This window comes from Micromonospora noduli, from assembly GCF_003264475.1.
Lineage (GTDB): Bacteria > Actinomycetota > Actinomycetes > Mycobacteriales > Micromonosporaceae > Micromonospora > Micromonospora noduli.
This window is the reverse complement of record NZ_PYAC01000001.1, coordinates 406173-431422: the sequence shown is the minus strand read 5'-3', so window position 1 is coordinate 431422 and position 25250 is coordinate 406173. Positions and strand designations below refer to the sequence as shown.

Sequence of the window (25250 nt, the reverse complement as noted above, 5' to 3'; positions counted from 1 at the left end):
TCACGCCGCCGTGTAGCTCGCGAGGCAACCGGCGCAGCAGAACCAGAAGTCCTGCCCGTCGACGCGCGCCTGTGGCGTCTCCGCCCCGACCAGCACTGTCATCCCGCACACCGGGTCGACGGCCTGCTGCGGTCGGGCAGCCGGCGCGCCGGCGGACGGGGCCAACCCGTCCACCCGGATGGCCCGGACCACCTCGCCCATGATCGCCAGGGCGATCTCCGCTGGCGTACGCGCGCCGATCTCCAGCCCGGCCGGAGTGTGGACGCGGGCGCGTTCCGCGTCGGTGAGCCCCAGCTCGTCGAGCAGGACCCCGCCGCGTTTGCCGCTGGCGACCACCGCGATGAACCCGACGCCGGCGTCGAGCGCTGCCCGGATCGCCTCCGGCTCGCCCTTTCCCAACCCGGCCACCACCACGGCGGTGCAGCCGGTGCTGTCGTCGGCGGCGACGACGTCGAAGTCGAGGAACGCGGCCAGGGTCGCCACGGCGGCGCTGATCGGGGTGTCACCGACCACGCGCACCGCCGGCGCCGGCAGCATCGGTCGGAGGAAGACCTCGATCGCCCCGCCGGAGTGGCACGGGTTCACCACCACCCGCGCTCCCGGCGTGTCCGGGAACGGGGCCGCGCCCTCCGGCAGCACCCGCAGCAGCAGGGCGGTCCCCTCGCGCAGGGCGTCGAGCGCCGCCGCCCGTACCGAACTTTCCGCGCAGACCCCGCCCACGAAGCCCTCGATCGAGCCGTCGGACCGGATCACCGCGGCGTCGCCCGGCCGGGCCGACGTCGGATCCTGCGCGCGGACCACTGTGGCGTGGACGAACGGCTCCCGGGTGTCGGTCAGCTCCCGGGCGCGTTCGGCGATGGTGGTCATCCTCGGCTCCTCAGATCGGCGGCCGGGCCTGGCCGCGCATCGCGTCCCAGACCCGCGACGGCGTCAGCGGCATGTCGGCGTGGCGGACGCCGAAGGGCTTCAGGGCGTCGATGACCGCGTTGACGATCGCGGGCGGCGACCCCACTGTGGCGGACTCGCCCACGCCCTTCGCGCCGATCGGGTGGTGCGGCGACGGCGTGACGGTGAAGCCGGTCTCCCAGTCGGGCACTTCGAGGGACGTCGGGATCAGGTAGTCCATCAGGGACGCGCCCAGGCAGTTGCCGTCCTCGTCGAACGCGATCATCTCCATCAGCGCCATGCCGACCCCGTCGGTCAACCCGCCGTGCACCTGCCCCTCGATGATCATCGGGTTGATCCGGGTGCCGCAGTCGTCGACAGCGATGAACCGTCGTACCGTCACCTGCGCCGTGCCGGGGTCGATGTCCACCACGCAGATGTACGCGCCGTGTGGATAGGTGAGGTTCGACGGGTTGTAGCAGATCTGCGCCTCCAGGCCACCCTCGATGCCCTCGGGCAGGTCGCCCGCGCCGTGCGCGCGCAGAGCGATGTCCTGGATCGTGACGGACCGGCCCGGGTCACCGGCGACGTGGAACGCGCCCCTCTCCCACTCCAGGTCGGCGACCGACACCTCGAGCATCCCGGAGGCGATGATCCGGGCCTTGTCGCGGACCTTCCGGGCCACCAGGGCCGCCGCCGCGCCCGAGACGGGTGTCGAGCGGCTGCCGTACGTGCCGAGGCCGAACGGGGTGTTGTCGGTGTCGCCGTGCAGCACCTCGATGTCCGCCGGGGGGATCCCGATCTCCTCGGCGACGATCTGCGCGAACGTCGTCTCGTGCCCCTGGCCCTGCGACTGGACGCTGAGGCGTACCACTGCCTTCCCGGTCGGGTGGACGCGCAGCTCGCAGCCGTCGGCCATGCCCAGCCCGAGAATGTCCATGTCCTTGCGCGGCCCGGCGCCGACGGCCTCGGTGAAGAAGGCGATGCCGATGCCCATCAGCTCGCCCCGGGCCCGCTTCTCGGCCTGCTCGCGGCGCAACTCGTCGTAGCCGGCCATCTCCATCGCGAGCCGCATCGTCGGCTCGTAGTTGCCCGAGTCGTACACCCAGCCGGTCTTCGTCGTGTACGGGAACTGCTCCGGCTGGATGAAGTTCTTCAACCGCAGCTCGGCCGGGTCCATGCCGAGTTCGTCGGCGAGGCAGTCGACGATCCGCTCGACCAGGTAGACCGCCTCGGTGATCCGGAACGAGCAGGCGTACGCGACACCGCCGGGCGCCTTGTTGGTGTAGACCGCTGTCATCTTGCAGTACGCGGCCTCGATGTCGTAGCTGCCGGTGAAGACCCCGAAGAAACCGGCCGGGTACTTCACCGGGGCGGCGGTGCCGTTGAACGCGCCGTGGTCGGCCAGCACGTTGGTGCGGATGCCGAGGATCCGGCCGTCGCGGGTCGCGGCGATCTCCCCGCGCATGATGTAGTCGCGGGCGAAACCGGTGCTGATCAGGTTCTCCGAGCGGTCCTCCATCCACTTCACCGGCTTGCCGGTGACGATCGAGGCGACGATCGCGCAGACGTACCCGGGATAGATCGGCACCTTGTTGCCGAACCCGCCGCCGATGTCCGGCGAGATCACCTGGATCTTGTGCTCGGGTAGGCCCGCCACGATGGCGTAGAGGGTGCGGTGCGCGTGCGGGGCCTGGGTGGTCGACCAGAGTCGCAGCTTGCCGTCGACAGCGTCGTAGTCGGCGACCGCCCCGCACGTCTCCATCGGCGCCGGGTGCACCCGGGGGTAGACGAGATCCTGGCTGACCACGACGTCGGCGCGGGCGAAGACCGCCTCGGTGGCCGCCTCGTCGCCGGTCTCCCAGTCGAAGCAGTGGTTGTTCGTCTTGCCGTCCAGATCGTCGCGGATCAGCGGTGCGTCCGACTCCAACGCCCGGCGTGCGTCGATCACCGGGTCGAGCACGTCGTACTCGACGTCGATCAGCTCCAGCGCGTCACGCGCCGCGTACCGGTCCTCGGCGACGACGAACGCCACCTCCTGGCCCTGGAAACGCACCTTGTCGGTGGCGAGCACGGCCTGCACGTCGTTGGAGAGCGTCGGCATCCAGGCCAGGTTCTGCTGCGCCAGCATCGCCCCGGTCACCACCGCCTTCACCCCGGGCGACGCCTCGGCGGCGCTGGTGTCGATGCTGACGATCCGGGCGTGCGCCACCGGCGACCGGAGGATCGCGAGGTGCAGCATGCCGGGCAGTTGGACGTCATCGACGTACCGGCCACGACCACGCAGAAAGCGTGGATCCTCCTTGCGCAGCATCCGGCCGTACCCGACGGGCTTCTGGTCGTTGTCGTGGAACGTGTCCACGCGCTCGTGCACAGTGGTCATGCGACGGCCTCCGCGGGCTGGCCGGCGTTGTCGATCTCGCCGGCCTCGGACGATTCGGTGGTCTCGGTGACCTGGGCCGCAGCCTGCGCCTCCGCCACGGCGGCCCAGCGGACCGAGCGCACGATGGTGGCGTAACCCGTGCACCGGCAGATCTGACCCGAGATCGCCTCCCGGATCTCCGTCTCGCTCGGGTCGGGGTTGCGGTCGAGCAGCGCCCGCGCGGTCATCATCATCCCCGGGGTGCAGAAACCGCACTGCAGACCGTGGCACTGCATGAACCCCTGCTGGACCGGGTCCAGCTCGGCGCCCTTGGCGAGGCCCTCGACGGTACGCACCTGGTGGCCGCCGGCCATCGCCGCGAGCACCGTGCACGACTTCACCGGCTCGCCGTCGAGCCAGACCACGCAGGTGCCACAGTTGCTGGTGTCGCAGCCCCAGTGCGTGCCGGTCAAACCCAGCACGTCGCGCAGGAAGTGCACCAGCAGCAGCCGGGCCTCGATCTCCCGGGTGACCTCGACGTCGTTGACGGTCATGGTGACCTGCATGCTCAGCTCCTCGCCCGTTCGACGGCCCGGCGCAGGGTCCGCCGGGTCAGCTCGGCGGCCAGATGCCGCTTGTAGTCCGCGCTGCCGCGCTGGTCGGTCACCGGGTCGCAGCTGTCCGCCGCGATCGCCCCGGCCTGCTCGTAGAGGCTCTCCGAGGGTTCCTGCCCGCGCAGCGCCGCCGAGATCGCCGGGATGCCGGTGGTGTTCGGGCCGACCGCCGCGAGCCCGACCCGGGCGTCGACGATCGCGCCGCCGTCGAGCCACACCGCCGCGCCCGCCGACACCACGGCCCAGTCGCCGGCCCGGCGCTCGACCTTGGCGTACGCGCTGCCACAGCCGGGCCGTACCGGTAGCCGGATCTCGACCAGGATCTCGTCGTCCGCGACGGCCGTCTCGTACGGCCCGACGTGGAAGTCCTCCATCGACACGACCCGCTCCGCGCCGCCCGGACCACGGATCACGCACCGCGCGTCCAGCGTCGTGCAGACCGCCGACAGGTCCTCGGACGGGTCGGCCTGGCACAGCGAGCCGCCCAGCGTGCCCCGGTTGCGCACCACCGGGTCGGCGATCACCCGCTCGGCGTCGGCGAAGATCGGGAACGCCGCCGCCAGCACGGGGGATTCGAGGAGTTCCCGATGCCGGGTCAGCGCACCGATGCGGACCTCGTCCGGGCCCGCCTCGACGTAGCCCAACTCGCCGTGCAGGTCGTTGATGTCGATCAGATAGTCGAAGTTGGCCAGCCGGAGCTTCATCATCGGCAACAGGCTGTGCCCGCCGGCGATCAGGCGGGCTGTCCCGCCCAGCCGCTCCAGCAGGCTGATCGCATGGTCCACACTGGTGGCTCGCTCGTACTCGAACGGTGCCGGCACCTGCATGTCGCACCTCCGCAGTCCGGCAAAATCTCTGCCCGGCGGTGGCCAAAGTCAACGGCGACCTAAGCAACTGCTTAGGTCGCCGTTGACGCTGCCGCCGGGGCTCGCGGATCGTGCGGCCATGCGGGACATCGTCGACGGACTGGCCGGCTGGCGCGTCGCGGGCGTCGCGTTCGCCGTCGCGACCGTCGCGCGGACCTGGCAGTCCGCGCCTCGGCAACCTGGCGCGGCGATGGCCGTCTCGGCGCACGGAGACGTGGTGGGCAGCATCTCGGGCGGCTGCGTCGAGGGCGCCGTCTACGAACTCTGCCGGACCGCGATCCAGACCGGCGCGGCGCACACCCAGACCTTCGGCGTCAGCGACGACGACGCGTTGGACGTCGGGCTGACCTGCGGTGGCACCATCCAGGTCCTGGTGCAACCGAGCGTCGCGATGACCGAGTTCGATCAGGTCCTCGCCGCGATCCGCGACGGCCGTCCGGTCGCCACCGCATCGGTCGAGAACGCCCAACTGGTGATCTGGCCCGATCGGGTCGCGGGCAGCCTCGGCGCACCCGACCTGGACGACGCGGCGGCCCGGCAGGCGACCGGGATGCTCGCCCTCGGCGTCACCGGCACGATCCACCTGGGCCGGCAGGGGCAGCAGCGCGGCGACGAGGTGGCCGTGTTCGTCCAGTCGTACGTGCCACCACCTCGGATGATCATCTTCGGTGCGATCGACTTCGCCGCCGCGATGGCCCGGATCGGTAAGTTCCTCGGCTACCACGTCACGGTCTGCGACGCCCGCCCGGTGTTCGCCACCCGTGCGCGTTTCCCGGACGTCGACGACCTCGTCGTCCGCTGGCCGCACGCGTACCTGGAGTCCACTGCCGTCGACGACCGCACGGTGCTCTGCGTCCTGACCCACGACCCCAAGTTCGACGTGCCGCTGCTCCAGGTCGCCTTCGCCACACCCGCCCGTTACATCGGCGCGATGGGCAGCCGGCGCGCCCACGACGATCGGATGCGCCGGCTGCGCGAGGCGGGTGTACCGGAGAGCGCGCTGGCCCGACTCTGCTCACCCATCGGGCTGGACCTGGGCGCGCGGACACCGGAGGAGACGGCCGTGGCGATCGCCGCCGAGATCACCGCCCAGACCTGGGGCGGCTCGGGTCGCCCGCTCAGCGACCTGGCGACCCCGATCCACCACAGCTGACCGAGGGCCAATTCGTCGGCACAGCCCGCTCCCGTCGATCATGGAAATGTGGTGCCAAAATTCGCACTGTAAAAGCTTCTTTGTCACCCACCACAACTGCCTGATCGTTGAGGCAGGGCAGGTTGACGACGTTTGAAGCTAGATCATGCGCAGGACCAGGGCGGTGGAGACCGCCAGCTCACGATCGAGCACCTCGTCTCGAGGAATGAACACCATCGCTTGCCCCTCGCCGACCATCACGTCCTCCTGACGAGCCGTGGTGGTGCCACGGAACACGTGGACAGTCACGGTGTGCGGAAAATCCGCTTCGTACCGGCGCGGTCCGCTCCACAGCGGGTGCAGCTCACCCACGGTCAGACCAGTTTCCTCCAGCAGTTCGCGGCGGGCCGCCTCCTCCGGTGACTCGCCGGGCTCAATGTGGCCACCCGGCAGGCTCCACTGGCCCGGCGAGACGACCGCATCCTCGTCGCGGTGCTGTAGCAGCACCGCGCCCGACGAATCGACAAGCAGTACGAGGGCGACGCCATAGGTGGCCATGACGAGACCGTGCCACCTTGCCGCGAGCATGTCGACGACGGTCCCTCACACGCACCGGATCGCGTACCCTCCGCGGATGGACCTCGACGATCTTCCGCTTGCTGAGTTCGCCTTTCCGGGGCCACTGCGGGACAAACTCGTGGGCGCGATCCTGTCCGGGGCGAAGACCTCGACGACCGGCCTGCTGGCCGGGTACGAGTGCGCGAACGAGCCGCTGCCCGAGGTGGGTCAACTGTCCGCCGTGGTCGACTCCGCCGGCCGCCGGGTCGCGGCCATCGAGCTGACCGACGTACGGGTGGTCCGGCTCGCCGAGGTCGACCTGCCACACGCCCTGGCCGAGGGGGAGGGCGACGAGTCGGTGGCGCAGTGGCGTGCGGGGCACGAGGCGTTCTGGCACAGTGCCGAGGTGCGCGCCGAGCTGGGCGACCCGGACTTCACCGTGGACGACGACACCCTGGTGGTGACCGAACGCTTCCGACTGGTGCACGTCGTCTGAGCAGCTCCGCCCACTGTGGACTTGTGAGCGCCGGGCCACGGGGCAGCGCAAGGTCACCTATGCTCGGCGCGTGATCCCCCCGGCACTAGAGATCCGTGGCCTGGTCAAGACCTTCGCGGCGCATCGCGCGGTGGACGGCATCGATCTGACCGTGCACCCCGGCACCTTCCACGGCATCGTCGGGCCCAACGGCGCCGGCAAGTCCACCACCATCGGGATGGCCGTCGGCCTGGTCACCCCGGACTCCGGGCAGATCCGGATCCTCGGCCACGACGCGCTGCGCGAGCGCGGCCTCACCCGCGCGCTGACCGGCGTGCTGCCCGACGGCCTCGACTTCCCGGAACGCCTCACCGGTGCCGAACTGCTGCGCTACAGCGCCGGCCTGCGCGGGCTACCCCGGGCCACAGCCGCCGACCGTGCCGCCGAACTGATCGACGTGCTCGGCCTGGCCAAGGGCGCCGGCACCCCGCTGGCCGACTGCTCCACCGGCACCCGCAAGAAGCTCGGCCTCGCCCAGGCGCTGCTGCACGCGCCCCGGCTGCTCGTGCTCGACGAACCCTTCGAGGCGGTCGACCCGGTCTCCGCGGCCACCATCCGCCAGGTGCTGCGCCGGTTCGTGGCCGGCGGCGGCACCTGCGTGCTGTCCACCCACTCGATGCTGCTCGTCGAGCAGATGTGCGACGAGGTCACCGTGATCCATCAGGGTCAGGTGGTCGCCGCCGGGTCGGTCGCCGAGGTCGCCGCCGGCAGCAGCCTGGAGGACCGGTTCGTCGAGTTGGTCGGCGCCGAAGCCTCCGGCAGCGCCGGTCTGGACTGGCTGACCGGGGCACGATGAGCACGCAACTGACCGCCCCCGGCCAGCTGGGCGGCGCTCTCGGCGCCATCACGGTGCCGGCCCGGATGCGTGCGACGATGGTGCGTCGCTCGCTGCGCGAGCACCCCGGACCCACGGTGGCCGGCCTGGTCGGTCTGCTCGCCGCCGCCTGGTTGATCCGGTACGCGCATCGCGGCGACCAGCACACCCTTGGCCTGCTGGCTGGGGCGTGGGTTCTCGGCTGGATCGTGTTGCCGCTGCTGCTCGGCGGCGGGCGCGGCCGGGTCCGCCCGGCCCACCTGCGGTTGGAGCCGATCGGCGGCGTCTCGGCCGCGATCGGCCTGCTCGCCGCGTCGGCGATCGGTATCGGCCCGGCCGTGTCGCTGGTGGCACTCGCCGCGCTGCCGGTGCACGCCGCCCGGTACGGCACCGTCGCGGTCCTCGTCACCGCCGGCGGCGCGGTGCTGCTCTGGTTGCTCGGACTGATCGGCTCGGCCATCGCGCTGGAGGTCGTCGGCCACGCCGGCGGTCCGGCCGGGGCGCTGCTCACTGGCGTATTCACCGGCACGGCGATGGGTGTCGCCGGGTCGCTCTGGGCGGTCTTCCCGTGGGTGTCGGTACTGCTCGTGGCAGCGCCGGAGGAGGTGGTCCGGGCCATGGCGTACGTGCCGAGCGCCTGGCCGGTCTCCGCCGTGACCGGGCCAACCGGGCAAGGGGTGCGCCTGATGGCGACCCTGGTGGGCATCGTGGCGCTCTGCGCCGCCGCGTACATCATGCTCGTCCGAAGGGTGATCGCCGCCGGCGCGCCGTTCCGGCCGCGCCGGACCACGGCGGCGTCACCGGCCACGACTGAGCGCGAGTGGCTGGGGTGGGTGCCGGCGGCGACGCGGGCGGTCGTCGGCCGTGAGCTGCGGGCCTGGATGCGGCATCCGTTGCGGTTGCAGTATCTGGCGTTCGCTGTGGTGTACGGAGCGTTGCTCGCCGGGCTGCCGCTGCTGTCCGACGTGGACCTGCTGCTGCCGTGGGCGGGACCGCTGGCAGTGCTCGGCGCGGCGGCGATGTCCGCTGGGCTGGTCGGGCTGGACGGCACCGCGTTGTGGCTGCCGCTCACCACGCCCGGCGGCGAACGGGCCGAGGTCCGGGGTCGGGCCCTGGCGTGGTTGGTGCTGGTCACCCCGATCGGGCTGCTGCTCACCGTCGCGGGCATCCTCCTCGCGCCCGACGTCGACCCGCTGGCCGCGCTCTGCACCCTGCCGGCCCTGCTCGGTGCGGGCGCGTCGGTGCCGGTGTGGGTGTCGCTGCTGCGCGTACGCCCGGTAGCCGACCCGCGGCATCCGACAGCGGCTGACAACCCGACCGACATCGTCAGCGTGCTGGTCGCCACCGCGGCTGGACTGCTCGCTGCGGCGCCGGTGCTCGCCCTGATGATCTGGGGTCCGCCGGGGGCGGCACTGTTATTGCCGCTGGTCGGGCTGCTCGGAGGCGCCGCAGTCTGGTGGGGTGGCGTATGGCTGGCCGACGAGCGGTTCGCCCGGCGCGGCACGGCGGTGCTCGCCGCGGCCGGTCAGCGGAGCCGGCCCCCGGAGACGGTGCTCCCGCTGAGCTGGGACGCGCAGTGGTATCGGGAGAACAAGTCGACAGCGTGGGCGCTGGGGTTGCTGACGGTCGGGTGGATCCCGGTGATCCCGCAGGGGTTGATGCCGTTGGCGTTCGGAATCGACAGCGGGTGGATCGTGGCGGGTCACCTGAGCGGGAGCGCGCACACGGCGGTGGGGTTGGCGATGGTCGGTCTGGGCGTCGCGATGCTGCTCACCGGCCTGGTGCTGTGGGATCGCCGACCGCAACCGGGCGGCAGTGCCCAACCCGCTCCCCCCGGGTGACCGTCCTCTGTATGGGGAATCGCCACGTCGATCGGTGGCAGCTCAGCAGGGCACCGCTCGGCGTGTCGAACAGCTCAGCTGCCAACGATCAAGGGAGCAGCACCACCTACAGCAGTGCGAGCTGGCCCTCGACCTCATCCGTGTGCGGCTCGCGTAGCTGCCAGAGCCGGACCACCCCGAGGCGGGCGTCGTGCGTCATCCACCGTCCGTGTCCACCGGCGGACCGAATCGAGTTCTGCGGCATGTCGATGCCGTAATCCATCACGGTCTGCGGGCGCAGCGTGCGGGTGGAGAGCAGGAGATGCTGCTCGGCGTCGCTCTCGTCGGTCGCGACGCCGACCATCTCTGGAGAGGATGCCGGCCGACCTCCGATCCGCCTGCGGAGTCCCATACGACGACGTGGTCACCGGAATCGTCGGGCACGAACATATAGACAAGGCCGTCACCGGCCAGGTGACAGTGTGGTTGTGGCCATCCGATCGACAGTGCTACGCCGTGCTCGGCCGACCATTGAACGCGGCCGTCGGCACCCCGGATCTGCACCTCACGCGGCCCCACCAGCGCGAACCGCGACCGGTCCGGTGCCACGCCGACAGCCAGAATCGGATCCGCGTCGGGGCTTACCGCCTCCCACGCGAGCGCGACGCTCAGATCCGGGTCCAACACCCGCAGCGAGCGACGGTCCCAGACCAGCGCCCCCGCGCCGGCCACCCACTCGACACAGCTCGACGGCGTCACCACCGTCTCGGCGATCCGCAATGGGCGCACGGCCGAGAGCCTACGCACCGCGAGGAGCCGACGGGCGCGCGGTCGTACCGATCAGCTGTGACGGCACCGGCCCCCCGATCGTTGTCCGACAGCGCCTTCGACTGGAGTCGTCAGGATCTCAGCGCCGTGGCTGGTCTTCGTAACCTTGGTCCGCCAGACTGCGCGGTATGGGTGATCGTTGGCGCCGGTGGGCGTGGGTCGGGGTGCTCGTCATCGGGCTGATCCTTTATCTGGCGGTGCTGCGGACCCTGGTCAGCACCAAGAATCCGAACTTCGTACCGGCGTTGATCCTGCTCGGGGCGACGTTGGTGCCGTTGACGTTCCTGACGTTCGCGCAGGCCCGCACCGGGCAGTGGCAGGTGCCGGCGTCGGTGTTGGTGACGTCGGCGTTCTTCGGCGGTGTGATCGGCACGGTCGTCGCCGGCACCCTGGAGTACGACACCCTGCGCGGCCTCGGCACCCTGCCGATGCTGTTCGTCGCGTTGATCGAGGAGTCGGCGAAGCTGATCGTCCCGGTGGTGCTGCTGTTCACGGTGGTGGCCCAGCGTCGGCGCCGGGTGCCCTCCGACGGGCTGATCATCGGCATCGCCGCCGGGATGGGGTTCGCCGCGCTGGAGACGATGGGCTACGCCTTCAGCGCGCTGCTGAGTTCGCAGGGCAACATCGGCGCGGTGGAGCAGACGCTCTTCATCCGGGGTCTGACGGCGCCCGCCGGTCACACCGCCTGGACCGGGCTGACCGCCGGCGCGCTCTGGGCATTGCTGGCGAGCCCGAGCGTCGCTCGGCTCTTCGGGTTCATCGGCACGTTCGTGGGCGTCGTCGTCCTGCACACCCTCTGGGACACGTTCTCCGGTTCGCTGGTCTTCGTCGTGTTGGCGATCATCAGCATCGGCTGGCTGTTCTGGGAGCTGCGCCGCTACCGGACGTTCAGCGACCAGCACATGGGCCAGCTGCAACCGCACTGACCAGCGCCGTACTCCATGCCTCTCCCGGCCCGCACCAAGGGGCTGGGGAAGGCATGACTGTTTGTGATCCCGCTGCGACCGGGCCGGCTCCTCATCTAACGTCAGAGTGTTCATATTTGGCGGGATTGGTCGGGAAGGTGCGGCGATGGGGGTGCGCAGCTGGTTCGAGGGCTGGCCGGTCTATCGCCAGCTCACCGGCACGGACCCGCTGGGCCGGGGTGCCGCGGCGAAGTCCGACGGGTCCCGCGCGCTCACCGCCCGCACCGACACCGCCGATTCGATGGCCCGGTCCGTGTGCCCGTACTGCGCTGTTGGTTGTGGTCAGCGGGTGTTCGTGAAGGACGGGCAGGTCAGTCAGATCGAGGGTGATCCGGACAGCCCGATCTCGCGGGGTCGGCTCTGCCCGAAGGGTTCGGCGAGCAAGAGCCTGGTCACCAGCCCGCTGCGGCAGACCACGGTCCGCTACCGCCGGCCGTACGGCACCGAGTGGGAGGACCTCGACCTCGACACGGCGCTGAACATGATCGCCGATCGGGTCCTGGCCGCCCGGGACGAGACCTGGGAGGACGTTGACGCCGAGGGTCGACCGCTCAACCGGACGCTGGGTATCTCCAGCCTGGGTGGGGCGACGCTGGACAACGAGGAGAACTACCTCATCAAGAAGTTGTTCACCGCGATGGGGGCGCTCCAGATCGAGAACCAGGCCCGTATTTGACACTCCTCCACCGTCCCCGGTCTGGGGACCAGCTTCGGTCGTGGCGGCGCCACCCAGTACCAGCAGGACCTGTCGAACTCCGACGTCATCGTCATCCAGGGTTCGAACATGGCCGAGGCGCACCCGGTGGGCTTCCAGTGGGTGATGGAGGCCAAGCGTCGCGGGGCGAAGGTCTTCCACGTCGACCCGCGGTTCACCCGCACCAGCGCGCTGGCTGACTCGTACCTGCCGATCCGGGCGGGCACCGACATCGCGCTGCTCGGCGGGGTGGTGCGCTACATCCTCGACAACGAGCTGGACTTCCGGGAGTACGTCGTCGCCTACACCAACGCCGCGACCATCGTGACCGAGGAGTACGCCGACACCGAGGACATGCACGGCCTCTTCTCCGGCTTCAACGACGACAACGCCACCTACGACCAGGCCAGTTGGCGGTACGAGGGTCACTCGCAGAACCGGACGACACGCGACAGCGAGACGCAGCGGGAGACGGCGGCCGGGCTGGAGAACGAGTCGCACGGCGCGCCTGTCGGCGGCGAGACCGAACGGGACGAGACGTTGCAGCACCCGCGCTGCGTCTACCAGATCCTCAAGCGGCACTTCGCCCGCTACACCCCGGAGATGGTGGAACGGGTCTGCGGCATCCCGCAGGAGAAGTTCTTCGAACTGGCCCGGGCGTGGACGGAGAACTCCGGCCGGGACCGGACCGGCATGCTCGTCTACTCGGTGGGCTGGACGCAGCACAGCGTCGGCGTGCAGTACATCCGCACCGGCGCGATCATCCAGCTCCTGCTGGGCAACGTGGGCCGCCCGGGCGGTGGGGTGATGGCCCTGCGCGGGCACGCCAGCATCCAGGGGTCCACTGACATCCCGACGCTGTTCAACCTGCTTCCGGGCTACCTGCCGATGCCGCATCACGCCAATCACCCGACCCTGGACGAGTGGGTGAACAGCATCGCGCACCCCGGCCAGAAGGGCTTCTGGGGCAACGCCCGCACCTACGGCGTCAACCTGCTCAAGGCGTACTGGGGCGACGCCGCCACCGCCGACAACGACTACTGCTACGGGTACATGCCCCGGATGACCGGCGACCACGGCACCTACCAGCAGGTGCTCGACATGATCGACGGCAAGATCAAGGGCTATTTCCTGCTTGGGCAGAACCCGGCGGTCGGCTCCGCGCACGGCCGGGCGCAGCGTCTCGGCATGGCCAACCTCGACTGGCTCGTGGTCCGCGACCTGTTCATGATCGAGAGCGCCACGTTCTGGCAGAACGCGCCGGAGATCGAGACCGGCGAGATCGTGCCCGAGCGGTGCCGCACCGAGGTGTTCTTCCTACCGGCCGCCTCCCACGTGGAGAAGGAGGGCACCTTCACCCAGACCCAACGGCTGTTGCAGTGGCGGGAGAAGGCCGTCGAGCCACCAGGCGACGCCCGCTCCGAACTCTGGTTCTTCTACCACCTCGGTCGCGTCATCCGGGAACGGCTGGCGACGTCGACGAAGCCGCGCGACCGCGCGCTGCTCGACCTGGCCTGGGACTACCCCACGCACGGCCCGACCGCCGAGCCGAGCGCCGAGGCGGTGCTGCGCGAGATCAACGGGTACGACGTGACCACCGGCCGGCCGCTGGCGTCGTTCACCGAGATGAAGGACGACGGCTCCACCGTCGGCGGTTGCTGGATCTACACGGGGGTGTACGCCGACGGCGTCAACCAGGCGGCCCGCCGCAAACCCGGCTCGGAGCAGTCCCTGGTGGCACCCGAGTGGGGTTGGGCGTGGCCGGCGAACCGGCGCATCCTCTACAACCGTGCCTCCGCCGACCCGGACGGCAACCCGTGGAGTGAGCGCAAACGCTACGTCTGGTGGGACGCGGACAAGAGCGAGTGGACCGGCTACGACGTACCGGACTTCGAAAAGACCAAACCGCCGTCCTACCGGCCGGCGCACGACGCCTCGGGTGTGGCGGGCATCGCCGGCGACGACCCGTTCATCCTTCAGGGCGACGGCAAAGGCTGGCTGTACGCGCCGACCGGGGTGCTCGACGGGCCGATGCCCACCCACTACGAGCCGGTCGAGTCGCCGGTGCGCAACCCGCTCTACCGCCAGCAGGCCAACCCGACCCGCAAGGTCTACACCCACCCGATCAACACGCTCAACCCGAGCCCGCCACAGGAGCACAGCCAGGTGTTCCCGTACGTGTTCACTGTCAGCCGGCTCACCGAGCACCACACCGCCGGCGGGATGAGCCGGACGGTGTCACCGCTGGCCGAGCTGCAACCCGAGATGTTCGTCGAGGTGTCGCCGGAGTTGGCGGCCCTGCGAGGGTTGAGTCACCTGGGCTGGGCCCACCTGGTCACCAGCCGGGCGGCGGTCGAGGCGAAGGTGCTGGTGACCGACCGCGTGACGCCTCTGCGGGTGGATGGCCGGATCATCCACCAGCTCTGGCTGCCGTACCACTTCGGGTACGAGGGCCTGGTGACCGGCGACTCGGCCAACGACCTGTTCGGCATCACCCTCGACCCCAACGTCCTGATTCAGGAGAGCAAGGTCGGCACGTGCGACGTCCGGCCCGGACGACGCCCCAGAGGACAGGACCTGGTGGACCTCGTCATCGACTACCGGCGGCGGTCGGGAAACCTCGTCCACCGATACCCGCCGATGGTCACGACCGACGTCGCCGACAGCAGCAGCGACCAGGAGGCCTGACCGATGCCCCACGCCAACGCCCTGTACGGGCCGCTGGACCCCGCACCGGACGCCGGCTACGAGAACCCGCCGCCGCGGATGGGGTTCTTCACCGACACCAGCGTCTGCATCGGCTGCAAAGCGTGCGAGGTGGCCTGCAAGGAGTGGAACGGCGTCCCCGAGAGTGGGCTCGACCTGCTGGGCATGTCGTACGACAACACGGGCGCGTTGACCGCCAACTCGTGGCGGCACGTCGCGTTCGTGGAGCAGCCCCGCTCGGTGGGCTGGGCGACTCCGGCGTTCGAGGGGGACCCGGACGGGCCGGCGATCAGCCCGGTGACGGCTGCGGTCGGCGCGCGTACCAGCACCGACACCGGAACGGACCCCGGCCTGCCCACCGGCTCACCCGCCGCGGCGGCCCGCATGTCGGGCGGGCCGGAGTTTCTGGGGATGCCGGGTGCGCAGCCGCCGGGGAGGGGTTCGGGCGCGGAGGGACGGACGGATTTTCGCTGGTTGATGATGTCGGATGTGTGCAAGCACTGCACCCACGCCGCCTGCCTGGATGTCTGCCCGACAGGTTCCCTGTTCCGGACGGAGTTCGGCACCGTGGTGGTGCAGGAGGACATCTGCAACGGCTGCGGTTACTGCATCTCCGCCTGCCCGTACGGCGTCATTGATCAACGTAAGGATGATGGTCGGGCGTGGAAGTGCACGCTGTGCTACGACCGGCTCGGCGTCGGCATGACTCCGGCGTGTGCGCAGGCGTGCCCGACGGAGTCGATCCAGTACGGGGAACTGGACGAGTTGCGGGAGCGGGCCGCCGCGCGGGTGGCGAAGCTGCATGAGCGGGGCGTGCCGGAGGCGCGGTTGTACGGGCACGACCCGAACGACGGTGTCGGTGGTGATGGAGCGTTCTTCCTGCTGCTGGACGAGCCGGAGGTGTACGGGCTGCCACCGGACCCGATTGTGACCACCCGTGACCTGCCGGCCATGTGGAAGCGTGCCGGCCTGGCGGCGATGACGATGGCGGTCGCCGCGGCGGTCTCGTTCCTGGGCAGGCGGCGATGACCCGCGGCGGCGAGCAACTCACGGTGCCGCCGGCCGACTTCGCCTCCTACTACGGCCGACCGGTACTGAAGCCGCCGGTGTGGAAGTACGACATCGCCGGCTACCTGTTCACCGGAGGCCTCGCCGCCGGAAGTGCACTGATCGGCGCGGGCGCCCAACTGACCGGACGACCCGCGCTGCGCACTGTGGGCCGTTGGACTGCCCTCGGTGGCGTCGCCGCCAGCACCTACCTGCTGGTCCACGACCTCGGCCGGCCGGCCCGGTTCCATCACATGCTCCGGGTGGCCAAGGTGACCTCGCCGATGTCGGTCGGCACCTGGATTCTCGCCGCGTTCGGCCCGATGGCCGGCGTGGCCGCGGTCGCCGAGCTCGCGCCGCTGCTCCCGCAGCACGGTGTGCTCGGCCTCGCCCGTCGGATCGCGCCGCCCATCGGCAACGTCGCCGGCCTGGCTGCGGCGGCCACCGCGCCGGCGCTGGCGACGTACACCGGGGTGCTGCTCGCCGACACGGCGGTGCCGTCCTGGCACGACGCCTACCCGTCGTTGCCGTTCGTCTTCGCCGGCAGCGCGCTCGCCGCCGCGTCCGGGGTCGGCTTGATCGCGGCACCGGCCGCGGAGACCGCCCCACTGCGACGACTCGCCCTGGCCGCCGCGGCCATCGAGTTCGGCGGAGGGCACCAGCTGGAGCGGCAGGGCCTCACCAGCGAGCCCTACACGCACGGACGCAGCGGCCGGCTGGTCAAGGCGGGACGCGCCCTGCTCGCCGTGGGCGCAGCCACCGCGCTGCTCAGTCGACGCAGCCGGGTCCTGGCGGCGATCTCCGGCGCCGCCCTCGTGGCATCGTCGGTCGCCACCCGGTTCGGCGTCTTCGAAGCGGGAAGGGTGTCGGCCCGCGATCCGAAGTACACGGTCGTGCCACAACGGGAGCGGCTCAACGAGAACCGGTCGGTGACCCGGCTCTGAGCGGATCGGCGGAACGGAAGGAAGGCGCCCCTTTCGAGGGGCGCCTTCCGTTGCGATGCAAAGGGTTTGGCGGCGATGGGCCGCCGCGCGTCAGCCGGTGAACAGCTTCGCGGCGGTGATGGCGGTCTGAACGATGCCGTACCCGAGTAGCACCGCGACCAGCAGCCACGACAACCAGAGCCGACCGGTCTGGCTACCGACGCGCGGCGGCGCGGGCGGCTGGCTGTCCCGCCCGAGAGCGACCGGCTCGGTGACGGTGGCCTTCGCCACGGGCGAGGTCGGTCCTCGGTTCGGTTCGTGGAACCGATCGGGCACGGAACGGACCAGCAGGTTCGCGATGAACCCGATGGCGAGGATGCCGACCATGGTGAACAGCGCGGGCCGGTACGCCGACGCGGTGAGGGTGCCGGGCTTGCCCTGGGTGTCGAGGATCCCGTTGACGATCAGCGGGCCGGCGACACCCGCGGCCGACCAGGCGGTGAGGATCCGGCCGTGGATGGCCCCGACCTGGAAGGTGCCGAACAGGTCACGCAGGTAGGCGGGCATTGTGGCGAAGCCACCGCCGTAGAAGGAGATGATCGCGGCGGCGATCAGCACGAAGACCGCGGTCGCGGAGTGGCCGGCCACGGCGAGCAGCAGGTACAGCACCATGCCGACGCCGAGGTAGACCATGTAGATGGGCTTGCGGCCGATGAGGTCCGACGTCGTCGACCAGACGAACCGGCCAGCCATGTTGAACAGCGACAGCACTCCCACGAAACCGGCCGCCGCCGTCACCGAGACCGTGGTGGCGGTCCCGTTGTCCCGGAAGAAGTCCTGGATCATCGGGCTTGCCTGCTCCAGGATGCCGATGCCCGCTGTGACGTTGCAGAACAGCACGATCCACAGCAACCAGAACGACCGGGTACGCACGGCGTTCGACGCGGACACGCTCGCCGTCGTCACCAGAGGCCGGGCGGCGACGCTCGCAGGATCGAACCCGGCGGGCCGCCAGTCGGGTGCCGGAACCCGGACGTTGAACGGGCCGAACATCATGATCACGAAATAGCCGATGCCGAACGTGACGAAGAGCGCCACGAGGGCGCTGCCCGACGCCACGGCGGCCGGGTTGCTGGGGTTGTAGCCGGAGTCGTAGAGGGAGAGCAGTTGGCGCGCGAGGGGGCCGGCGACCAGGGCGCCGCCGCCGAACCCCATGATGGCCAGCCCGGTGGCGAGGCCGGGGCGGTCCGGAAACCACTTGATCAGTGTGGAGACGGGCGAGATGTAGCCGATGCCGAGCCCAATGCCGCCGATGACGCCGTATCCGAGGTAGAGGAGCCAGAGTTGTTGGGTCGCGATGCCGAGCGCGCCGACCAGGAAACCGACGGCCCAGAAGCACGCCGAGACGAACATCGCCCGGCGCGGTCCGTTCCGCTCCACCCAACGGCCACCCACCGCCGCCGACGAGCCCAGCATGACGATGGCGATACTGAAGATCGCCCCGATCGCTGTCTGGCTGACGTCGAAGTGCGCGATGAGGGAGTTCTTGTAGACACTCGTCGCGTAGACCTGGCCGATGCACACGTGCACGGCCAGTGCCGCGGTCGGGATGAGCCAGCGGCTGTATCCCGGGGGAGCGACAGTGTGCCGGGGATCGAAGACCGACAGCATGGGCATCGTCCACACCTCCTGCGGCCGAACAGGCCGCAACGTTGCCGAGCTGTCCGACCCGGCAGTTGGCCGAGCGGCGCCGCCGCAGTGGCGGCCCGGCGCACGTCTGGCGTCAGCCGTTGACCGGCTCAATCTCACGTTACGTGGCAACGGGTTCACACCATGTCATTACCGAGAAACGCGGAACCGGGCGCAGAGCGGGGGCGGGCCAACCGGCCCGCCCCCGCCCTGCTGGCGTACGGCTCAGTGAATCGCGACCTTTGCGGCCGCCTCCTCCTGGGCGCGTCGTTCGTCCCCGCTGAGGGTGTGCAGCGGCTTCTCCTTGATGAACAGCACGACGATCAGCGCGAGCAGCGCGATCGGCGCGCCGACCAGGAAGAGGTCCGCGGTGGCGATGCCGTACACGTCCTGCACGATGCGCAGCACCGGCTCGGGCAGGGTGGACAGGTCGGGCACCTCGGCGGAGCCACCGCCGGCGGTCGCCGCCGGGCCGAGCCGGTCGGTCGTCAGCGAGGTCACCCGACTTGCCAGGACCGCGCCGAGGGCGCTGACTCCGATCGCGCCGCCCATGCTGCGGAAGAACGTCAGCACGGAGGTGGTGGCACCGAGCTCGTGGGCCGGCACGTCGTTCTGCGCAGCGAGCACGAGATTCTGCATGAGCATGCCGACGCCGACGCCCAGCACGGCCATGTAGATCGACAGCACGACGACGCTGGTGTTGGCGTCGATGGTGCCCAACAGCAGCATCCCGACGGTCATCACCGCGGCGCCGGCCACCAGGTACGCCTTCCACCGGCCGTACTTCGTGATGAGCTGGCCGGCCACCGTCGACGAGACGAGCAGACCGAAGATCATCGGAAGGCTCATCAGGCCCGCGACGGTGGGCGACTTGCCCAGCGAGATCTGGAAGTACTGGGACAGGAAGACGGTGCCGCCGAACATCGCGACACCGACCAGCACGCTGGCGATGGTGGCCAGGGAGACAGTGCGGTTGCGGAAGATGCTCAGCGGGACGATCGGCTCCGCCGCCCGCGACTCGACGACCACGGCCAGCGCCAGCAGGACCAGCCCGCCGATGACCATCAGGGCCGTCCAGCCGGAGGCCCAGTCGAACTTGTTGCCGGCGAGGGACGACCAGATCAGCAGGGTGGAGACGCCCGAGGTGATGAGCAGGGCGCCCAGCCAGTCGATCTTCGCCTTGCGGCGGACGACCGGCAGGTGCAGGGTGCGCTGGAGCAGGGCGATGGAGATGATGCTGAACGGGACGCCGATCAGGAAGCACCACCGCCAGCCCAGCCATGACGTGTCGACGAGCAGGCCGCCGATCAGCGGACCGGCGATGGTGCCCACACCGAAGACCGCGCCGAAGATGCCGGCGTAGCGGCCCAGCTCACGTGGCGGGATCATCGCCGCCATGACGATCGTGGCCAGCGCCGTCATGCCGCCGGCGCCGATGCCCTGGACGACCCGGCTGAGCAGCAGAACCTCGACGTTCGGCGTGAAGCCCGCGATGAGTGAACCCACCACGAACAGTCCCAGCGACAACTGGATCAGCAGCTTCTTGCTGTACAGGTCGGCCATCTTGCCCCACAGCGGCACCGTCGCCGTCATGGCGAGCAGTTCGCTGGTGACGATCCACGTGTAGACGGTCTGGCTGCCGTTCAGATCCGCGATGATCCGCGGCAGCGCGTTCGCCACCACAGTGGAGGCGAGGATGGACACGAACATGCCGACCATCAGGCCGGAAAGGGCCTGCAGAACCTCCCGACGCGACATGCGCGTGCCGACGTCGGCGGTGTCGGCGGGCGGGACGGTGGTGGTCATTGACGCTCCCTTGTCGGGTTTGTGGCGGAGTGACTGACCCCGGAGCTGATGCGGCGGGGCAGGGGCTGGCGGGTCAGGAGAGGGCCGGCGGATCAGGTAGGCCGGCGGCGATCGCGGCGAACGCCTCGTCGACGAAGTCGTGCAGGGGCCGGTCGTCGTCACCGGCGGCCCAGCGCAGCATCGCGGTGCGGAAGGCGGCACCGGCGACAGCGACGACCAGCGGCGGATGGCCGTGGTCGAGGCCGACGCCGAGGCGGGTGGCGACGACCGCGACCATGGCCTGCTCGGTCGCGCTGTTGCCGGCCACCAGCCGGGGCAGCAGCGCGGGGTTCTGGGTGATGACCGTCAGTCGCAGCCGCCACAACTCCCGGTCGGCCTGGATCGAGTCGACCGACTCGTCGAGGGCGACCCGCACGGCCTGCAACGCCGACACCTGCGCGGGGGCGGCTGCCAGACGCGCCACGACCGGGTTGCCGTCGAGTGCCGGATCGTCGGTGAGGGCCTCGTCCTTGCAGGTGAAGTAGTTGAAGAAGGTCCGTGAGGACACGTCCGCGGCCTCGCTGATCTCCTCCACCGTGACGTGCTCCAGGCCGCGCTCCGCGACCAGCCGTAGCGCGGCGGCGGTCAGCGCGGCCCGCGTCTGCGCTTTCTTGCGGTCGCGACGCCCGGGCGCAGCGTGGTCGGTGTCGGTCACGCGGGCGAGATTAGGAGCGAACTTGCACAGTCTGCAAGTTTTTAGAGTGTGAAGTGATCTTCCTGACTCGTGACCTGGGCGGAGACCGACGCATCCGGTCGTTCGGTGCGGGGCACGGCGCCGGTGGTCTCCAGGATGAGCGCGGCCACCAGGTCCGGGTCGTCGCTCATCGGCACGTGCCCGCAACGGGGCAACGTCACCACCCGCGCCGCCGGCAGGCCCGCCCGGGCGCGCTCGGCCTGGTGGACGCCGAAGATCCGGTCGCAGTCCCCCCAGCCGATGGTCACCGGCACCGTCGCGTCGGACAACCGAGGGCAGTCGAAGCGATAGTCGCGGGCGGCTCGGGCCACGGCGTTGAAGCCGGCCCCGCGTCGCAGCGCGAGCGCGTCGCCCAGCGCGCGCTCGACATCCAGCAGCGTCGGGCGGGCCATCAGCGGCGCGAAGCACAACGCCCGCAGGTACGCCGAGCGCAGTGCGACCCGCATGATCGGGGTGGGCAGGTACGAGTTGGCCCGCAGCATCCGGAGGATGGCCAGCGCCCGGCGGCGCTCCGCCGCTGTGAAGAAGCCGGCGGGGGAGAAGGCGGTGGCCGAGGCGACCGCCCCGGTGACGGCAAGCTCCAGGGCGATCGCTCCACCGAGGCTGTAGCCGGCGACGTGCGGACGCTCCAGCCCCCACTCGGTCAGTGCCGGCAGGACCCCGGCCACTGTGGCGGCCATGTCGGCGGGCATGCCGGTGCCGGGCACCGGAGAGTTCCCGAAGCCCGGCAGGTCGAGCGCGATCACCTCGTGGTGGGCGGTCAGCCTGTCGAACACCGGCTCCCACGCCTGATGGCGGTGACCGATACCGTGGATGAGCACGAGCGGCTCACCGCTGCCAGCACGTCGGAAATGAATGCTCATGACCGCTCTCCCACCGACGTCCTGCCGAAGGAACGCCCGAGCTGGCGTACCTCGTCCTCCATCTGGCCGACCATGCTCTGGCCGCCGAACCGGTTGATCAACGCGTCCGAGAGGCCGCTCAGCACCACCGGCCGCAGCGCCTGCACCAGGGCGAGCGACCGTGGCACGTACACCTTGCGCTTGCGGCGCTCGATGCCGTGAAGCAGGGCCTCGACGCACTGCTCGACGGGTACGACGGTGGACAGCGGCCACGGCAACCGGCCCAGCGCGGTGCGGAACGACGCCAGGTCGTCACGGATGTCGCGGACCAGGTCGGTGTCGATCCAGATGGAATGCGCCGTGCCGACGGTGACGCCGCGTGGGCGGGTCTCCAGGCGCAGCACGTTGGCGAACTGCTCCACACCCGCCTTGGACGCGCAGTAGGCGGCCATCCCGGGCATCGCCGTGAAAGCGGCGGCCGACGAGACGATCAGGACGTGGCCCCGGGCGGCGGTGACGTGAGGTAGCGCCGCGCTGACCGTGCGGATCGCGCCGCAGAGGTTCACCTCGACGGTACGGACCAGCGCGTCGACAGGTCCCACGGCGACGGTGCCGAGGTTCGCGATGCCCGCGTTGGCCACGACCACGTCGATGCCACCGAAGCGGTCCACAGTGGACGTCACCGCCGCGTCCAACGCCGCCTGATCGGTGACGTCACACTCGTACCAGTGCGCGTCGAGGTCGGCGCTGAGCTGTTCGAGCAGCTCGCCTTCCAGACCGACGAGGGCGACCCGGGCCCCGCGGGCGACGGCCTCGCGGGCCAGCTGCGCCCCGATGCCGCGCGCCGCGCCGGTGATGAGCAGGATCTTGCCGGCCAGGTCATACCGCATCGGCGTGCTCCCGCTCCGGTTCGTTGGGGGTGCTGCCGGTCGAGACGATCTGGTAGTCGGCCGGGCGGAACCGGCGCAGCCGCATCCGGAAGCTGGTGGCGAAGCCCGGCCAGATGGTGGTGTTGCGGCCGGTGGTGTCGAGGTACCAGCTCGAACAGCCGGTCTGCCAGACGGTGCCGGCCATCTTCTGGTCGACCCGCTCGGTCCAGCGTCGTTGCGCCTGGGCGGTGGGCTCGATGGCCTGAACGCCAGTGGCCCGCATGTGACGCAGGGCCGCGAGCACCAGATGCAGCTGTGCCTCGATCATCAGCACCACCGATGTGTGCCCGAGCCCGGTGTTCGGGCCGAGCAGGAAGAACAGGTTGGGGAAACCGGCGATGGTCGTGCCCCGGTACGCGCGCATGCTGGGGGTCCACGCGTCGCCCAGGCTGCGCCCGCCCCGACCGTGGATGCGCCGGACGACGGGGGAGTCGGTGACGTGGAAGCCGGTCCCGAGGATGATCGTGTCCGCCCGGTGGTGGACGTCGTCGTCGGTGACGAGACCGTCCGGCACGATCCGGGCGATGCCGGCGGTGACCACGTCGACGTTCGGACGGGTGAGCGACGGCCAGTAGTCGTTGGAGATCAGCACCCGCTTGCAGCCCATCGCGTACCGGGGGGTGAGCTTGTCCCGCAGGTTCGGGTCGGGAACCTGCCGCCGCAGCGTACGCACTGACAGGCGCGAGGCGAGGCGGTTGACCGCCGGGTGCAGGAAGCCCAGGCCCATGCTCTCGCGTACCAGGTAGAGCCATGCCCGGGCGGCCCGCTGTGCGCCGGGCACTGTGCGGAACGCGGCCTGCTCGACCCCGCTGATCCGGCGCGTCAACCTCGGCATGATCCAGGCGGGAGTGCGCTGGAAGAGCGTCAGCTTCTCGACCGTCGGCTGGATCTGTGGCACGAACTGGACGGCCGAGGCGCCGGTGCCGATCACCGCGACGCGCCGGCCGGCCAGGTCGTGGTCGTGCCGCCAACGGGCGGAGTGGAACACCGTGCCGGCGAACTCGTCGATCCCGGGCAGGTCGGGGATGGCCGGGTCGCTGAGCGGGCCGGCGGCACAGATCAGGACCCGGGCGCTGTGGTCGCCGCCCGAGGTGCGCAACAGCCAGCGTTGGCGCTGCTCGTCCCATCTCGCCTCCCGCACCTCGTGGCGCAACCGCAACCTGGGGCGTATCCCGAAGCGGTCGACGCAGCCGCGCAGGTAGTCCCAGATCTCCGGCTGGCCGGAGAACGTGTTCGACCAGCCGGGGTTGGGGGCGAAGGAGAACGAGTAGAGGTGCGACGGGACATCGCAGGCGCAGCCCGGATAGCTGTTGTCACGCCAGGTGCCGCCGACGTCCGTACCCCGGTCGAAGACGAGAAAGTCGGTGAAGCCGGCCCGCTGTAGGCGGATGGCGGCGCCCAGGCCGCCGAAGCCGGCGCCGATGATGGCAACGTCTGTCTCCATTCACTCCTCCGTGAGCTCAGGCGCGCAGGTCGGGTCGGCCACGGGTGGCCAGGGCGGATCGCCCACGCCGGTGATTCGGACGCCGCCCCACGGATCGACCTCGGCCAGTCGGGCCGCCCGGACGCGGTCGGCGATGCGCAACTCGACGTCGCGCCGGCCGGAGCGCAGCAGGTGAGCCATCCGTGGCTCGGGCTCGATCCGGCCGCCCCAGTGGAAGCGGCCGTCGACCGGCTCCCACCGCCCGCTGAGGTGCACCCGGACCGAGGTGCCCTCGACACCCGCCGGGCCGTGGTAGCTCACGGCACGATCCGCTCGTGGGCGCGGGTGAGCTCGTGCGGCAGGTCGGCGCTGGCTCGCACCCCTTCGATGCCGCTCCACAGCAGAGTGGTCAGGTAGTCGGTGAGGGCGGCCCTGCTGATCGGCTGGCCGTGCGTGGTCCACCAGTCGCCGACCGCCTGCACGAAACCCACCAGGCCGTACGCCCAGGGCTCGGCGGGACCGGCGTCCAGGCCCAGCGTGCGTAGTCGGTCGCCGATCACCCGGGCGAGCCCGGCGGCCACCTGCCGGCTGGTGCCGGCGATCACCTGGTGGATGCCGGGGTCGCCGGACTGGTGCATCAGGAACCGGTAGAGCGTCGGCTCCGACTCGATCACGCCGAGGTAGGCGTCGATCGTCGCCTCGACCAGGCCACGTTCCTCGCGGACCTGTTCGACGGCGGGCGCGATGGTGTCGACCATCCGGGCCGCGACCACCTCGCTGACCGCGACCCAGAGCTGCGACTTGTCGGCGAAGTAGCGGTACAGGACCGGTTTGCTGACGCCCGCGGCGGCGGCCACCTGTTCCATGTCGACCTCCGGCCCGTGCCGCAGCAGCGCCTGCACCGCGGCACCCACCAGCTCCTGCCGTCGCTGCTCGCGATGGTCTGCCCAACGGTCTCGGCGGCCGTTGCCCTTCGCCTTTGGACTGCCGTCGGGGGGCGTGACCGACGGGTCGGACGCATTGACATCGGTGAGCGACGATTGCATGCTACTACTCGTAACAGTTACTGGTCGTCACGT

21 protein-coding genes and 1 pseudogene are annotated in these 25250 nt (G+C 70.6%); 8 read left to right on the top strand and 14 right to left on the bottom strand.

Annotated features, from left to right (window positions below):
• From MED15_RS01925 to MED15_RS01910, 4 genes are read right to left on the bottom strand one after another with little or no spacing between them, the layout of a single operon-like run.
• Entirely contained in the window at positions 1 to 867 is an 867-nt protein-coding gene (locus MED15_RS01925) for an XdhC family protein (RefSeq protein ID WP_112734653.1), read from the bottom strand.
• Positions 868 to 877: 10 nt separating this feature from the next.
• Complete coding sequence (locus MED15_RS01920; protein WP_112698117.1) at positions 878 to 3268, bottom strand: aerobic carbon-monoxide dehydrogenase large subunit; 2391 nt, start codon at positions 3266 to 3268, stop codon at positions 878 to 880.
• Positions 3265 to 3813 (bottom strand): (2Fe-2S)-binding protein, encoded by a 549-nt coding sequence (locus MED15_RS01915; protein WP_112698116.1) that lies wholly within the window; start codon positions 3811 to 3813, stop codon positions 3265 to 3267. The genes MED15_RS01920 and MED15_RS01915 overlap by 4 nt, the downstream gene beginning before the upstream one ends.
• A gap of 2 nt (positions 3814 to 3815) precedes the next feature.
• Entirely contained in the window at positions 3816 to 4688 is an 873-nt protein-coding gene (locus MED15_RS01910; RefSeq protein ID WP_112589391.1) for an FAD binding domain-containing protein, read from the bottom strand.
• Between the two features lie 118 nt (positions 4689 to 4806).
• Here MED15_RS01910 and MED15_RS01905 point away from each other — a divergent pair, with 118 nt between their 5' ends.
• A complete protein-coding gene (locus tag MED15_RS01905) occupies positions 4807 to 5880 on the top strand; it encodes an XdhC family protein (RefSeq protein ID WP_112589393.1) in 1074 nt (357 codons plus the stop codon).
• Positions 5881 to 6018: 138 nt separating this feature from the next.
• On the opposite strand, the gene MED15_RS01900 is transcribed toward MED15_RS01905, so the two are convergent.
• Positions 6019 to 6417 (bottom strand): NUDIX hydrolase, encoded by a 399-nt coding sequence (locus MED15_RS01900; protein WP_112698182.1) that lies wholly within the window; start codon positions 6415 to 6417, stop codon positions 6019 to 6021.
• A 76-nt stretch (positions 6418 to 6493) separates the two neighbouring features.
• Between MED15_RS01900 and MED15_RS01895 the strand changes: the two genes are divergently transcribed.
• The 3 genes from MED15_RS01895 to MED15_RS01885 all read left to right on the top strand — a co-directional run bounded on the left by MED15_RS01895 (position 6494) and on the right by MED15_RS01885 (position 9607).
• Positions 6494 to 6913 carry an ASCH domain-containing protein gene (locus tag MED15_RS01895; RefSeq protein ID WP_112698114.1) on the top strand — a complete coding sequence of 140 codons (420 nt, stop codon included), beginning with the start codon at positions 6494 to 6496 and terminating at the stop codon, positions 6911 to 6913.
• A 70-nt stretch (positions 6914 to 6983) separates the two neighbouring features.
• Entirely contained in the window at positions 6984 to 7748 is a 765-nt protein-coding gene (locus tag MED15_RS01890) for an ABC transporter ATP-binding protein (RefSeq protein WP_112725412.1), read from the top strand.
• Positions 7745 to 9607, top strand: a complete 1863-nt coding sequence (locus MED15_RS01885) for a hypothetical protein (protein WP_112734652.1) — start codon at positions 7745 to 7747, stop codon at positions 9605 to 9607. Before MED15_RS01890 ends, MED15_RS01885 begins: the two co-directional genes overlap by 4 nt.
• A gap of 106 nt (positions 9608 to 9713) precedes the next feature.
• Here the strand turns inward: MED15_RS01885 and MED15_RS01880 are convergent, their stop codons facing one another.
• Positions 9714 to 9950, bottom strand: a complete 237-nt coding sequence (locus MED15_RS01880; protein ID WP_112605586.1) for a hypothetical protein — start codon at positions 9948 to 9950, stop codon at positions 9714 to 9716.
• Positions 9951 to 10542: 592 nt separating this feature from the next.
• Here MED15_RS01880 and MED15_RS01875 point away from each other — a divergent pair.
• The 4 genes and pseudogenes from MED15_RS01875 to nrfD all read left to right on the top strand — a co-directional run bounded on the left by MED15_RS01875 (position 10543) and on the right by nrfD (position 16770).
• Positions 10543 to 11340, top strand: a complete 798-nt coding sequence (locus MED15_RS01875; protein ID WP_112734651.1) for a PrsW family intramembrane metalloprotease — start codon at positions 10543 to 10545, stop codon at positions 11338 to 11340.
• A gap of 145 nt (positions 11341 to 11485) precedes the next feature.
• Positions 11486 to 14734, top strand: a pseudogene (fdh, locus tag MED15_RS01865) (formate dehydrogenase); the annotation flags it as partial.
• Positions 14735 to 14764: 30 nt separating this feature from the next.
• A complete protein-coding gene (locus MED15_RS01860; RefSeq protein ID WP_112605577.1) occupies positions 14765 to 15808 on the top strand; it encodes a 4Fe-4S dicluster domain-containing protein in 1044 nt (347 codons plus the stop codon).
• Entirely contained in the window at positions 15805 to 16770 is a 966-nt protein-coding gene (gene nrfD / locus MED15_RS01855) for an NrfD/PsrC family molybdoenzyme membrane anchor subunit (RefSeq protein ID WP_112589411.1), read from the top strand. The genes MED15_RS01860 and nrfD overlap by 4 nt, the downstream gene beginning before the upstream one ends.
• A gap of 90 nt (positions 16771 to 16860) precedes the next feature.
• Here nrfD and MED15_RS01850 read toward each other — a convergent pair whose 3' ends face one another.
• The 8 genes from MED15_RS01850 to MED15_RS01815 form a co-directional block, all read right to left on the bottom strand.
• Entirely contained in the window at positions 16861 to 18420 is a 1560-nt protein-coding gene (locus tag MED15_RS01850; RefSeq protein ID WP_112589413.1) for an OFA family MFS transporter, read from the bottom strand.
• Positions 18421 to 18663: 243 nt separating this feature from the next.
• Positions 18664 to 20244 (bottom strand): MDR family MFS transporter, encoded by a 1581-nt coding sequence (locus MED15_RS01845; protein WP_112698108.1) that lies wholly within the window; start codon positions 20242 to 20244, stop codon positions 18664 to 18666.
• A gap of 73 nt (positions 20245 to 20317) precedes the next feature.
• Positions 20318 to 20938, bottom strand: a complete 621-nt coding sequence (locus tag MED15_RS01840) for an acyl-CoA-like ligand-binding transcription factor (RefSeq protein ID WP_112589417.1) — start codon at positions 20936 to 20938, stop codon at positions 20318 to 20320.
• Between the two features lie 41 nt (positions 20939 to 20979).
• On the bottom strand, positions 20980 to 21840 hold the full coding sequence (locus MED15_RS01835) for an alpha/beta fold hydrolase (protein ID WP_112734650.1): 861 nt from the start codon (positions 21838 to 21840) through the stop codon (positions 20980 to 20982).
• Positions 21837 to 22709 carry an SDR family oxidoreductase gene (locus MED15_RS01830; protein WP_112734649.1) on the bottom strand — a complete coding sequence of 291 codons (873 nt, stop codon included), beginning with the start codon at positions 22707 to 22709 and terminating at the stop codon, positions 21837 to 21839. The genes MED15_RS01835 and MED15_RS01830 overlap by 4 nt, the downstream gene beginning before the upstream one ends.
• Entirely contained in the window at positions 22699 to 24192 is a 1494-nt protein-coding gene (locus MED15_RS01825) for a flavin-containing monooxygenase (protein ID WP_112734648.1), read from the bottom strand. The genes MED15_RS01830 and MED15_RS01825 overlap by 11 nt, the downstream gene beginning before the upstream one ends.
• Positions 24193 to 24492, bottom strand: coding sequence for a DUF4873 domain-containing protein (locus MED15_RS01820; protein WP_112698103.1), 300 nt, complete (start codon positions 24490 to 24492; stop codon positions 24193 to 24195).
• The gene (locus MED15_RS01815; protein WP_112734647.1) at positions 24489 to 25217 is read right to left on the bottom strand and encodes a TetR family transcriptional regulator; all 729 of its coding nucleotides are present in this window, start codon (positions 25215 to 25217) and stop codon (positions 24489 to 24491) included. Before MED15_RS01815 ends, MED15_RS01820 begins: the two co-directional genes overlap by 4 nt.
• Positions 25218 to 25250: the final 33 nt, after the last annotated feature.